Origin of the sequence: Cupriavidus sp. UBA2010 (genome assembly GCF_002335265.1) — a bacterium.
In the GTDB taxonomy this organism is placed as follows: Bacteria; Pseudomonadota; Gammaproteobacteria; order Burkholderiales; family Burkholderiaceae; genus Cupriavidus; species Cupriavidus metallidurans.
In genome coordinates, this window is the sequence record NZ_DDCI01000022.1 from 145,511 (window position 1) to 156,375 (window position 10,865).

16 protein-coding genes are annotated in these 10,865 nt (G+C 62.6%); 1 reads left to right on the forward strand and 15 read right to left on the reverse strand.

What is annotated here, in order from left to right; all coding sequences use genetic code 11:
* Nucleotides 1-99 precede the first annotated feature (99 nt).
* The 14 genes from rpsQ to B2246_RS17655 all read right to left on the reverse strand — a co-directional run bounded on the left by rpsQ (nt 100) and on the right by B2246_RS17655 (nt 9,029).
* Nucleotides 100-378: a 30S ribosomal protein S17 gene (gene rpsQ, locus B2246_RS17590; protein ID WP_008642939.1), complete on the reverse strand. Its 279-nt coding sequence runs from the start codon at nt 376-378 to the stop codon at nt 100-102.
* Complete coding sequence (rpmC, locus tag B2246_RS17595; protein ID WP_008642937.1) at nt 375-569, reverse strand: 50S ribosomal protein L29; 195 nt, start codon at nt 567-569, stop codon at nt 375-377. Before rpmC ends, rpsQ begins: the two co-directional genes overlap by 4 nt.
* 12 nt (nt 570-581) lie before the next feature.
* Nucleotides 582-998 carry a 50S ribosomal protein L16 gene (gene rplP, locus B2246_RS17600; RefSeq protein ID WP_006576240.1) on the reverse strand — a complete coding sequence of 139 codons (417 nt, stop codon included), beginning with the start codon at nt 996-998 and terminating at the stop codon, nt 582-584.
* A gap of 2 nt (nt 999-1,000) precedes the next feature.
* A complete protein-coding gene (gene rpsC, locus B2246_RS17605; RefSeq protein ID WP_008642932.1) occupies nt 1,001-1,798 on the reverse strand; it encodes a 30S ribosomal protein S3 in 798 nt (265 codons plus the stop codon).
* Between the two features lie 9 nt (nt 1,799-1,807).
* Complete coding sequence (gene rplV / locus B2246_RS17610; RefSeq protein WP_008642930.1) at nt 1,808-2,137, reverse strand: 50S ribosomal protein L22; 330 nt, start codon at nt 2,135-2,137, stop codon at nt 1,808-1,810.
* A gap of 9 nt (nt 2,138-2,146) precedes the next feature.
* Entirely contained in the window at nt 2,147-2,422 is a 276-nt protein-coding gene (gene rpsS, locus B2246_RS17615) for a 30S ribosomal protein S19 (protein ID WP_008642928.1), read from the reverse strand.
* Between the two features lie 22 nt (nt 2,423-2,444).
* Nucleotides 2,445-3,275 (reverse strand): 50S ribosomal protein L2, encoded by an 831-nt coding sequence (gene rplB / locus B2246_RS17620; protein WP_008642926.1) that lies wholly within the window; start codon nt 3,273-3,275, stop codon nt 2,445-2,447.
* 2 nt (nt 3,276-3,277) lie between these two features.
* The gene (gene rplW / locus B2246_RS17625; protein ID WP_006576245.1) at nt 3,278-3,592 is read right to left on the reverse strand and encodes a 50S ribosomal protein L23; all 315 of its coding nucleotides are present in this window, start codon (nt 3,590-3,592) and stop codon (nt 3,278-3,280) included.
* Nucleotides 3,589-4,209: a 50S ribosomal protein L4 gene (rplD, locus tag B2246_RS17630; RefSeq protein WP_008642923.1), complete on the reverse strand. Its 621-nt coding sequence runs from the start codon at nt 4,207-4,209 to the stop codon at nt 3,589-3,591. The genes rplW and rplD overlap by 4 nt, the downstream gene beginning before the upstream one ends.
* A 12-nt stretch (nt 4,210-4,221) precedes the next feature.
* Entirely contained in the window at nt 4,222-4,866 is a 645-nt protein-coding gene (gene rplC / locus B2246_RS17635) for a 50S ribosomal protein L3 (RefSeq protein ID WP_008642922.1), read from the reverse strand.
* A 269-nt stretch (nt 4,867-5,135) separates the two neighbouring features.
* Nucleotides 5,136-5,648 (reverse strand): flavin reductase family protein, encoded by a 513-nt coding sequence (locus B2246_RS17640; RefSeq protein WP_035881091.1) that lies wholly within the window; start codon nt 5,646-5,648, stop codon nt 5,136-5,138.
* A 1-nt stretch (nt 5,649) separates the two neighbouring features.
* Nucleotides 5,650-6,891: a styrene monooxygenase/indole monooxygenase family protein gene (locus B2246_RS17645; RefSeq protein ID WP_035881090.1), complete on the reverse strand. Its 1,242-nt coding sequence runs from the start codon at nt 6,889-6,891 to the stop codon at nt 5,650-5,652.
* Between the two features lie 33 nt (nt 6,892-6,924).
* Complete coding sequence (locus B2246_RS17650) at nt 6,925-7,713, reverse strand: SDR family oxidoreductase (RefSeq protein ID WP_008642904.1); 789 nt, start codon at nt 7,711-7,713, stop codon at nt 6,925-6,927.
* A gap of 86 nt (nt 7,714-7,799) precedes the next feature.
* Complete coding sequence (locus B2246_RS17655; protein WP_035881089.1) at nt 7,800-9,029, reverse strand: dienelactone hydrolase family protein; 1,230 nt, start codon at nt 9,027-9,029, stop codon at nt 7,800-7,802.
* Between the two features lie 319 nt (nt 9,030-9,348).
* Here B2246_RS17655 and B2246_RS17660 point away from each other — a divergent pair, with 319 nt between their 5' ends.
* Complete coding sequence (locus tag B2246_RS17660; RefSeq protein ID WP_035881088.1) at nt 9,349-10,362, forward strand: AraC family transcriptional regulator; 1,014 nt, start codon at nt 9,349-9,351, stop codon at nt 10,360-10,362.
* 94 nt (nt 10,363-10,456) lie between these two features.
* On the opposite strand, the gene rpsJ is transcribed toward B2246_RS17660, so the two are convergent.
* The gene (rpsJ, locus tag B2246_RS17665; RefSeq protein WP_006160488.1) at nt 10,457-10,765 is read right to left on the reverse strand and encodes a 30S ribosomal protein S10; all 309 of its coding nucleotides are present in this window, start codon (nt 10,763-10,765) and stop codon (nt 10,457-10,459) included.
* Nucleotides 10,766-10,865: the final 100 nt, after the last annotated feature.

The following is a 10,865-nucleotide window of genomic DNA, read 5'->3' on the forward strand; positions in this document are numbered from 1 at the left end:
CCCGCCCGGGTGATACTGCAAGGGCAAGCGCAACAAAGCGGAAGTCCAGGATTATAGCATATAACCCTGGACTTGCAAGTCATCGCGACACTGTTGTGTTTAGATGACGCGCGCAGCTTCTACCAGCCGGGAAACCACCCAGGACTTGGTCCGCGACAGCGGACGGGTTTCCTGGATCTCGACCTTGTCGCCTTCCTTGTACTGGTTGGCTTCGTCGTGTGCGTGGTACTTCTTCGAACGCAGCACGTACTTGCCGTACAGGGGGTGCTTGACGCGGTTTTCGATCAGGACCGTCACGGTCTTGTCCATCTTGTCGCTCACGACACGACCCACGAGGGTACGGCGAAGCGACGTTTCAGTCTTCGCAGCTTCAGTCATTTCGCGTTCGCCTTTTCGGTCAGCACGGTTTGCACACGCGCGATGTCCTTGCGCACCTTCTTCAGCTGGCTGGTGTTCTGCAGCTGTTGGGTGGCCTTTTGCATGCGCAGGCTAAATTGGGCCTTCAGCAGCTCGGAGAGCTCCTGGTTCAGGCCTGCGGCGTCCTTGCCGCGCAGTTCGGATGCTTTCATCCCTAACTCTCCTTACGTACCGACCTGACGCACCACGAAATTCGTGGCGATCGGCAGCTTGGCGGCCGCGAGGCGGAACGCCTCACGCGCCAGCTCTTCGCTCACGCCATCCATTTCGTACAGCATCTTGCCCGGCTGAATTTCAGCCACGTAGTATTCCGGGTTGCCCTTACCGTTACCCATACGAACTTCGGCAGGCTTCTTCGAGATCGGCTTGTCCGGGAAAATCCGGATCCAGATGCGGCCGCCACGCTTGATGTGACGGGTCATCGCACGACGTGCCGACTCGATTTGACGAGCGGTCAGGCGACCACGGCCCATTGCCTTCAGGCCGAATTCGCCGAAAGACACGGCGTTACCACGGGTAGCCTTACCCGTGTTGCGGCCCTTCTGCTCCTTGCGATACTTCCTACGCTTCGGTTGCAGCATTGTTATTCTCCACTCTTCGCATCTGCGCCAGGCGCAGCACGACGACCAGCACCGGCACCACCGCGGCGGTTACCAGCCGGACGGCCTTCACCTTCGCGGCGACGGCCTTCCGGACGACCCGGGCGACGACGACGGTCTTCTTGCGGCTCTTCAACCACAGGCGCATCGTTGCGGCCCAGGTGATCACCCTTGTAGACCCACACCTTGACACCGATGATGCCGTAAGTGGTTTCGGCTTCGGAGAAGCCGTAGTCGATGTCGGCGCGCAGGGTGTGCAGGGGCACACGGCCTTCGCGGTACCACTCGGTACGTGCGATTTCGATACCGTTCAGACGACCCGAGCTCATGATCTTGATGCCTTGGGCACCCAGACGCATCGCGTTCTGCATCGCGCGCTTCATCGCACGACGGAACATGATGCGGCGCTCGAGCTGCTGCGTGATCGAATCGGCGATCAGCTGCGCATCGGTTTCCGGCTTGCGGATTTCCTCGATGTTCACGTGCACGGGCACACCCATGCGACGTTGCAGCTCGGCCTTCAGCAGTTCGATGTCCTCACCCTTCTTGCCGATCACCACGCCCGGACGCGAGCTGTAAATGGTGATACGTGCATTACGGGCAGGACGCTCGATCACGACGCGGCCAACCGATGCGTTCTTGAGCTTCTTCTTCAGAAACTCGCGAACTTCGATGTCTTCTTTCAGCATGCCGGCGAACTTCGTGTTGTTGGCGTACCAACGCGAAGCCCAGTTACGGCTGACGGCCAGACGGAAGCCAGTCGGATGAATCTTCTGTCCCATCGTGACTCCTTAGTTGCCGAGCGTCACAGTGATGTGACAGGTTTGTTTCTCGATGCGGTTGCCGCGGCCCTTCGCCCGTGCGGTGAAGCGCTTGAGCGAGGTTGCCTTGTCGACGAAGATCGATTTGACCTTCAGCTCGTCGATGTCAGCGCCTTCGTTGTGCTCAGCGTTGGCGATGGCCGATTCGACCACCTTCTTCACGATCCCGGCGGCCTTCTTCGGGCTGAAAGCCAGGATGTTGAGCGCACGCTCGATCGGCAGACCACGGATCTGGTCAGCAACCAGACGCGTCTTCTGGGCGGAGATGCGGGCACCGCGATGAATCGCTTTCACTTCCATGATGGCACCTTACCTCTTCGCTTTCTTGTCAGCCGCGTGGCCCTTGAACGTGCGAGTGATCGCAAATTCGCCGAGCTTGTGGCCAACCATGTTTTCCGTCACGTACACCGGCACGTGTTGACGGCCGTTGTGCACGGCGATCGTCAGGCCGATGAAGTCCGGCAGAATGGTCGAACGACGCGACCATGTCTTGATGGGCTTCTTGTCCTTGCCGCCAACGGCCGCTTCCACCTTCTTCAGCAGGTGGCCGTCGCAGAACGGACCCTTTTTTGCGGAACGAGTCATATCTTTAGCTCCTACCTACCGATTAGCGCTTGTGGCGGCGCTGGACGATCATGCTGTCCGTGCGCTTGTTGCTGCGGGTACGGTAACCCTTAGCAGGGGTACCCCACGGCGACACAGGATCGCGACCAGCAGCAGTCTTGCCTTCACCACCACCATGCGGGTGGTCGACCGGGTTCATCACCACGCCGCGAACGGTCGGGCGAATACCGCGCCAGCGGGTTGCACCGGCCTTGCCGATGACGCGCAGGCTGTGCTCTTCGTTGCCCACTTCACCGATGGTGGCGCGGCATTCGATATGCACGCGACGCACTTCACCGGAGCGCAGACGAACCTGAGCGTACAGGCCTTCGCGGGCCAGCAGCACGGCGGAACCACCAGCAGCACGCGCAACTTGCGCTCCCTTGCCAGGCAGGATTTCCACGTTGTTGATCGTGGTACCAACCGGGATGTTGCGGATCGGCAGGTTGTTACCAGCCTTGATCGGCGCTTCCGAGCCGTTCATCAGGGCTTGGCCAGCCACCATGCCCTTCGTGGCAATGATGTAGCGGCGCTCGCCGTCGGCGAACAGCACCAGCGCGATGTTCGCGCTGCGGTTCGGATCGTATTCCAGGCGCTCGACCTTGGCGGCGATGCCGTCCTTGTCGTTGCGCTTGAAGTCGACCACGCGGTAGTGGTGCTTATGACCACCGCCCTTGTGGCGGGTGGTGATATGACCATTGTTGTTACGGCCCGATTTCTGGAATTGCTTTTCCAGCAGCGGAGCGTGCGGGGCGCCCTTGTGAAGGTCCTTGTTGACCACCTTCACCATCGAGCGACGGCCCGGGGAAGTCGGCTTGGTCTTGACGAGTGCCATGATTACTTGGCCTCCGCTTCAAAATTGATTTCCTGACCCGGCTTCAGCGACACGTAAGCTTTCTTCACGTGGTTGCGACGGCCCATGAAGCGGCCAAAGCGCTTTTGCTTGCCCTTCTGGTTCAGGATCTGAACGGACTGCACCTCGACCTTGAACAGCAGTTCGACTGCGGCCTTCACTTCTGCCTTGTTGGCATCGCGAGCCACTTCGAACACGACTTGTTCATTCTTGTCGGCTACCAGGGTTGCCTTTTCGGAAACCACCGGCGCGAGCAGCACCTGCATCAAACGATGATCGTTCTTGGCTACTTGCGTCATTTCAGCAACTCCTCGATCTGCGCGACAGCCGCCTTCGTCACCAGCACCTTCTTGTAGTGCACGAGCGACAGCGGATCAGCATGACGCGGCTCCACGACTGCCACGTTCGGCAGGTTGCGCGAAGCCAGGTAGAGGTTCTCGTCGAGGTTGTCGGTGATGATCAGCACCGAGTCCAGGCCCATGGCCTTGAACTTGTCGGCCAAGAGCTTGGTCTTGGGCGCGTCGACAGCGAAACCGTCCACCACGTTGATACGACCTTCACGTGCGAGCTGCGAGTAAATCGAGCGCATACCGGCACGGAACATCTTCTTGTTGACCTTCTGGCTGAAGTTCTCTTCCGGCGAATTCGGGAAGATACGGCCACCGCCACGCCACAGGGGCGAGGACGACATACCGGCACGAGCACGGCCCGTACCCTTCTGGCGCCACGGCTTCTTGGTCGTGTGCTTGACCTCTTCACGATCCTTCTGCTTACGGTTACCGCTACGCGCGTTGGCCTGGTAAGCGACGACGATCTGGTGAACGAGGGCTTCGTTGTAGTCACGGCCGAACACTTCGGCAGACGCGGCAACGCCGGCGCCGATTTGACCGTTGTCCTGGAGGAGCTTGAGTTCCATTACATGCGCTCCTTAAGCTTTGGCCTTGACGGCCGGGGTCACGATGACCTTGCCGCCCTTGGAACCGGGGATGGCGCCCTTGACCAGCAGCAGCTTGCGCTCTGCGTCGATCTTGGCGATCTCGAGGTTTTGCACGGTGCGGGTAACGTCACCCAGGTGACCCGTCATGCGCTTGCCCGGGAACACGCGGCCCGGATCCTGCGCCATACCGATGGAACCCGGAACGTTGTGCGAACGCGAGTTACCGTGGGTGGCACGACCCGATGCGAAGTGGTAGCGCTTGATGGTACCGGCGTAGCCCTTACCGATGCTCACGCCCTGCACGTCGATCTTCTGGCCAACCTGGAACAGGTCGACGGAGAGCGAGCTGCCAGCTTGCAGCTCGGCAGCCTTGGCTGCATCGATGCGGAATTCTTTGATGACTTCGCCAGCTTCCACACCGGCTTTGGCGAGGTGACCCGCCAGCGGCTTGGTAACGCGGCTTGCGCGTCGGCTGCCAAAGGTGACTTGAACGGCGGTGTAACCGTCGGTCTCGTCCGTCTTGATTTGCGTCACGCGGTTGTCGCCGACCTCGACCACGGTAACGGGAATCGAATCACCGTCGTCCGTGAAAATACGGGTCATGCCAACCTTGCGACCTACAAGGCCAAGGCTCATGGTTTGCTCCATTCCCAGCTGCGATTGGCCGGGGCTGATTGATACACGAAAACTGTGTGAGTGCGGGTTGCGCGAAAGAAATTGCGCACGACCAAAACGGCCCCCGCTACCCGGAGAAACGGGTAGCCTTACACTATATCGCAGGAGCTTGGAAAGGGCAAGTTCAATTGCCGAATCCCGCGCAGAACTACATCTGTAGTGGCAGAATTCGGCGAAATTGCGGCGTAAAGCCAACTCGTGGCGGCGCGATGGCTGCCGAAGTGTGCATTTCAGGCGGCCACGCGGACGAAATCACCCCCATAGAACACCAGCGGATCACCATCGGAGGCGGCAAAATCCTCTACTGCACCGACGATCAGCAGGTGATCGCCGAGCGGGTCGGCACGCTCGACACGGCACGAGAGCGTCGCGAGCGCCTCGTCAAGATACGGCACGCCACGCGGACAGCGCCAGTGCGGCACGCCGGCGAACTTGTCAGGCTGGGGTCTGGCGAATCGACGCGCCAGTTCGTCGTGCCCTGCCCGGAGGATGCTCACGCCGAAGGCCTCTCCTGACTGGAACAGGGCCACATTGGGCGAATGGCGCGCCAGGCTCCAAACGATCAGCGGCGGATCCAGCGACAGCGAGGCGAACGAGTTCACGGTCAGCCCCACCGGCCGGCCTTGCGGGGCGCACGCGCCAATGATCGCCACGCCCGTCGCGAACCGTCCGCAGACCCTTCGCAAGGCCCGGGGATCGGGCGCGCCCGCCGGCGCGCTTGCGACTATCTTGGTCGAGTCCATGTCACGCTGCCTTGGCCAGTTGCTGGTCAATCAACTGCTGACATGCCACCGGATCGGACCACCACGGGAAGAAGTCCGGTGGATTGTCGAATCCGTTGGCAATGCGCGCGGCCAATGCCGGCGACTGGCCCGCGGCGCCCAGGAGGCCGAGGATATGAGGCGGCGGCGGGGTCAGCAGCGAGTTGGTCCAGTTGACCACATCGCCCGCATACGCCCAGTACCGCTCGAACGTCTGGTTCATCCAGTCCGCGTCATAGGGAAGCCCATCCCGCGCGAGGATGGCGTCCAGATACACCTTGCAGCACTTGGCGGCGTTGTTCGAGCCCTGGCCAGTGATGGGATCGTTGACGACCACGGCGTCGGCCATTCCGAATACCAGTCGACCGGAAGGCAGGGTCAACACCGGCTTGCGCACCGTCGGCGCGAAGCGGCCCGACAGGATGCCATTGGCATCGGTCAGCGCCACGTGATCGCAACGCTCGGCCTCCCAGGGCAGATAGGTACGCAGAATGCGCAGGCTCTCCTCAAGGTGCGCTTCCGGCGTACGCGCTTCGGACCAGCGGTCCATGTCGCCGCCCGGAACCCCTTCGAACACCATGATCTCGCATGGCCCGGATAGCGTGAGCGCTGGGAACACGAAGTACTCCCCTACCCCCGGGATCAGGTTGAAGCAAACCCGCGAGAAAGGTGTGCGCGGCACCATGCCCGTGACGTACGTCAGCGCCAGCGCGCGCTGGGGCGCACTGAAAGGGCTGCGTGCGGCGTCGCGCTCGAAGCGGCTCACGATCTCCCCCTTGCCGGCGGCCAGCAGCACCAGGTCGTGCTCGAGCGTGAGGGCTTCCAGTTCATCCAGCCCGACATCGACAATGCGCAGATCGCCGCCGCGTTCGACGAAGGCATCCATCCACGCCGGCATCTTCAGGCGCTGGTCCACTGCCTGCGCCACGCGGTCTAGCGGGGCCGCCCAGTCGATCAGCTTCTCGCCATGCCGTTCCGGATGGGGAATGGCCAGGCCGATACCTTCCACGGGCGGGCACGCTTCCTCCCACCAATTGAGATCGAGATCGCGCTCGGTCTGCAGCGCGCGATCGAACATGCATTGGCTGGACATCACCTTTCCCGCGCGAATCTGGTCCGCGGTGCGATTAGACAGCAAAGTCACCCGATAGCCTCTGGCCTGCAGCCCCAGGGCCATCTGCAATCCGGACTGGCCGGCACCGACGATGGCAATACGTTGGCTCATGGTTGTCTCCGTGATCTGTTTTCGGAAGGCGATTCAGCCAGCCAGCTTGCCGATGGCCGGCACGTTCTGTTCAGGGCCCATGGCGGCGTATCCGCCATCCACCGCGTAGTCCGCTCCGGTGACGAAGCTGGCGTGATCCGAGCAGAGAAACAGGACCACCTGTGCGACCTCGTCCGGCTCACCAACGCGTCCGAGCATGTGGAAGGGCGCGGCCACAGCATCGGTGCGCGCGCGGTTGCCACCGCTGACTTCGTCCATCAGCCGGCACCAGGTCCATCCCGGCGAGACGGCATTGACGCGGATGCGGTCCGGCGCGAGGTCCATCGCCATGCTGCGCGTCAGTTGCGCCATGGCGGCCTTGGAGACCGGATAGAGCCAGCGTCCGGTCTGCGCGACCCGTGCCGAGATGCTGGTGAAATTGACGATGGCACCGCCGCCACGCGTGCGCATGTGCGGGTGCACGGCCTGCGCCAGCATGACGCCGGACACCACGTTCACATCGAGAGCCGCCAGCCAGTCAGCACGGGAAGAGCGAAAGCCATCATCCAGGTAGGTGCAGGCCAGGTTGACCAGAAAATCCACGCCGCCAAAGCGGCTGACCACCTGCGCGACCGCGCTGCGGACCTGATCGTCCTGGGTGATGTCGGTGGGCACGAACATGGCCATCGGCCCCAACGATGCCGCCACACGCTCGCCGCCGGCGGCGTCGATATCGAGAATCGCCACGCGGGTACCCGCTTCGGCAAATGCACGTGCAACTCCCGCGCCGATCAGTGTGGCGCCGCCTGTGACGATGGCTACCTTGTCCTGCAAGCCTTGCATGATGGTGTCTCCTCGGTTGATGTGCGGGGCGGCCTCTGACGTGCCGTCCCCGCGTTGCGCCCGTTCCGCGACGTTGGCTGCGGGCGTTACTTGCCTTCGCTCTCGCTCCAGCGCGCCATCAGCGTGTTGGATGGCAGCGTCTCGTCCAGCAGCTTGCGTGCCGTCTCGATACCGGCCACTGGCAGCCCCTTGGGATCGAGCAGGCCGACCTGCACCAGCACGCTGGCCTGGTCCCAGTAGATATGCTCGTGATAGAGCTTGTCGCCACGGAACTTGATGATGGCGATCAGCGGGATCTCGACGCGCTTGCCGGTTGGACGCACGCCGGGGAGCATCCAGTCGATCTCGCAGGTGTGGGTAAAGCAGAAGAGGATCTCGTCCACCACCTGGCTGGCACCGATCGTGCGGGACAGCGGAATCAGCGTGGTGTCGGGCGGATTGCTGTGGACGAAATGGTGCTGGTAGAAGCGCTTGAGCTGCCGGTAGCCCACGCCGCCGGTCATCGTCGGGATGTGGTTGACGTATGGCTCGGGCACCATCGTCGCCATCGTGGCATCGACATCGCGCGTGGCGAATTCGTACTCGCAATGCTTGTCCCACAACGCGGAGAAATCGTAGTGCGGCCCCATCTCGGCGCGGAACGCCGCGATCGAACGCTGGTGCGCCATCAGGGCCGAGGCCTTGTCGAAGTGCTCGCCGCCGGCGCGCGCAAACGCGTGATCCATCCCCGGATAGACGTACAACTCGACACCTGGCTGGCCGGACAGCGCTTCACGGATGCTCGCCTGCGCCTCGGGCGGGCAGAAGCCATCGCGCTCGGCGACATGCAGTACCAGCCGGCCACGGATGTTTCTGGCCTCGCCAAGCGCGCGCTCGATACCAACCCCGTAGTAACCGACGGCACAGGCTACGTCCGGCAGTCGGCACGCCGCCAGATAGGCCAGCTTGCCGCCGAGGCAGAAGCCGAGCACACCGGTCTGGCCAGCGCATTCGGGGCGTTGGCGCAGCGTGGCGAGAGCGGCGCCGACGTCCTGCACGCCCTTATCTTCGTCAAATTGCTGGTACAAGCCGAGTGCACGCTGGAAGTCCGCCCCGCGGTCGGTTAGCTCGATCCCGGGCTTGATGCGCCAGAACAGATCCGGCACCAGCACGGTATAGCCTTCCTCGGCGTAGTAGTCGGCCACCTGCCGCATGGTGGCGTTGACGCCGAAGATCTCCTGGCACAGCACGATGCCCGGGCCCTTACCTACTGCCGGAGTGGCGAGATAGCCACTGAAGTTGCCGTCCTGGGTCTGGATCTGGATGGTCTGGCCCATGCCTTTTGCTCCTGTATGTTTTGTGGGTATGGCCGCCGTGCGTGCCCCGCCGTTGCCTACATGATCGGAGACCCGCACCGCAGCAAACTAGCCGCCTAGTGCAGCGGCTATCCGATTAGTGCAGGAAAGTGCGTCCCCGTTCAAGGGGGACGTAGGGGCCGGGGACGAATCCGCTATAGTGGTGCGCAGCGAATCAGCCGCTGCGCACCGTGCCAGCCGGCTGACAGCAGCCGGAATCACGCGGCGCGCACGTTCGGTCAGGGTGGCGATCCACCGGCAGATGCGGCAGCGCCCGGGCCGGCCCCGCCAGGAGCGAGACATGCCGCAGATGCCCCCCACTGCCCCGGCCATGGTGCCGCTGGCAGGTGCCCTGCTTCACAACACTGCACGTCTGGTGTTCGATTCCGACGACCTCGACACCACGCGTGCGCGGGTTGCGTCGGTCTTCAAGCCCCATCGGCTCACCCTGCATGGCAATGCACTGCGTGCGCGAATGCATCACGTGCCCGTGGGCGCGGTGTCCTTCAACCGGCTCAGTTACGGCGGCGACGTGACCATCGACCCCGGCCCGCTCGGTGATTTCTTGCTGATACAGATGCCGATGGCTGGCCAGGCGGATATTCACTGCGGCGGGCAGCACGTTGTCTCGGATTCAGAATGCGCCTCGGTGCTGACACCGAGCGAACCCCTGCGGATGCGGTGGAGCGCCGACAACGACCAACTCATCGTACGCATCGAGCGCAGCGCGCTGGAACGCGTTTGCGCGGCATATCTGGGCCGGCGGCCGAACCAGCCGCTGCGCTTCCAGCTCGGCATGGCCTGGCGCAACACGGGGTGGCAGTCGCTCGTCCAGTATCTGGCCGACACCTTGAACCACGCGCCGCAGACCGCGAGTCACCCGCTAACCGCCTGCCAGCTCGAGCAGTTGGCAATCGGCACATTGCTGACGTTCCAGCCGCACAGCCTGTCCGACGTATTACGCGAACACGGCAAGCCGCTGGCGCCAAGGCACGTGAAGGTTGTCGAGGAATATATCCATGCCCACGCCGATGCAGCGGTGACGCCCGCGCTGCTCGCCGAGATGGCGGGGGTCAGTCTGCGCAGCCTGTATGCGGGATTCCGCGAGCATCGGGGCCTGAGTCCAATGATCTATCTGCGCACGGTCCGTCTGGAACGAGTGAGGCAGGATCTGCTCAATGACGCAACGCTGTCTTCGGTAACGGCCGCCGCGTTGCGCTGGGGCTTTGCTCACCTGGGGCGATTCAGCGTCGAGTACCGGCGTGCGTTTGGTGAGTGCCCTGGGGAGACCTTGCGGCGACGCGGTCGGGGCTGAGCCAGGCAAGAAATCTGGTCACCACAAAACAAAAACGGCGAACCGAAGTTCGCCGTTTTGCTGCAACAGGCCGCCGATGCGGCCCGAAACATATTTACACCTTGATCTCGACGTCCACGCCTGCCGGCAGGTCGAGCTTCATCAGCGCGTCGACGGTCTTATCGGTCGGGTCGACGATGTCCATCAGGCGCTGGTGAGTGCGGATCTCGAACTGATCGCGGCTGGTCTTGTTGACGTGCGGCGAACGCAGGATGTCGAAGCGCTGAATACGGGTCGGCAGGGGCACGGGACCCTTGACGATAGCACCGGTACGCTTGGCGGTATCCACGATTTCGGCTGCCGACTGGTCGATCAGGCGATAGTCGAAAGCCTTCAGGCGGATACGGATCTTCTGGTTCTGCATGATTGTTCCTTAAAAGAGCGATGGGCCAGTGGCCCGGATGAAAGGGGACATGCCCGCGGGCATGTCCCAGGAAGGTTGCTTAGTCGAGGATCTTTGCCAC

Bases quoted from the DNA above. Each gene is read 5' to 3' on its own strand.
- B2246_RS17645 (WP_035881090.1), bottom strand. From the start codon at position 6,891: ATGAGCCAACGTATTGCCATCGTCGGTGCCGGCCAGTCCGGATTGCAG.
- rplW (WP_006576245.1), bottom strand. From the start codon at position 3,592: ATGACGCAAGTAGCCAAGAACGATCATCGTTTGATGCAGGTGCTGCTC.
- B2246_RS17650 (WP_008642904.1), bottom strand. From the start codon at position 7,713: ATGCAAGGCTTGCAGGACAAGGTAGCCATCGTCACAGGCGGCGCCACA.
- rpsJ (WP_006160488.1), bottom strand. From the start codon at position 10,765: ATGCAGAACCAGAAGATCCGTATCCGCCTGAAGGCTTTCGACTATCGC.
- rplB (WP_008642926.1), bottom strand. From the start codon at position 3,275: ATGGCACTCGTCAAGACCAAGCCGACTTCCCCGGGCCGTCGCTCGATG.
- B2246_RS17640 (WP_035881091.1), bottom strand. From the start codon at position 5,648: ATGGACTCGACCAAGATAGTCGCAAGCGCGCCGGCGGGCGCGCCCGAT.
- rpsQ (WP_008642939.1), bottom strand. From the start codon at position 378: ATGACTGAAGCTGCGAAGACTGAAACGTCGCTTCGCCGTACCCTCGTG.
- B2246_RS17655 (WP_035881089.1), bottom strand. From the start codon at position 9,029: ATGGGCCAGACCATCCAGATCCAGACCCAGGACGGCAACTTCAGTGGC.
- rpsC (WP_008642932.1), bottom strand. From the start codon at position 1,798: ATGGGACAGAAGATTCATCCGACTGGCTTCCGTCTGGCCGTCAGCCGT.
- rpmC (WP_008642937.1), bottom strand. From the start codon at position 569: ATGAAAGCATCCGAACTGCGCGGCAAGGACGCCGCAGGCCTGAACCAG.
- rpsS (WP_008642928.1), bottom strand. From the start codon at position 2,422: ATGACTCGTTCCGCAAAAAAGGGTCCGTTCTGCGACGGCCACCTGCTG.
- rplC (WP_008642922.1), bottom strand. From the start codon at position 4,866: ATGAGCCTTGGCCTTGTAGGTCGCAAGGTTGGCATGACCCGTATTTTC.
- rplP (WP_006576240.1), bottom strand. From the start codon at position 998: ATGCTGCAACCGAAGCGTAGGAAGTATCGCAAGGAGCAGAAGGGCCGC.
- B2246_RS17660 (WP_035881088.1), top strand. From the start codon at position 9,349: ATGCCGCAGATGCCCCCCACTGCCCCGGCCATGGTGCCGCTGGCAGGT.
- rplD (WP_008642923.1), bottom strand. From the start codon at position 4,209: ATGGAACTCAAGCTCCTCCAGGACAACGGTCAAATCGGCGCCGGCGTT.
- rplV (WP_008642930.1), bottom strand. From the start codon at position 2,137: ATGGAAGTGAAAGCGATTCATCGCGGTGCCCGCATCTCCGCCCAGAAG.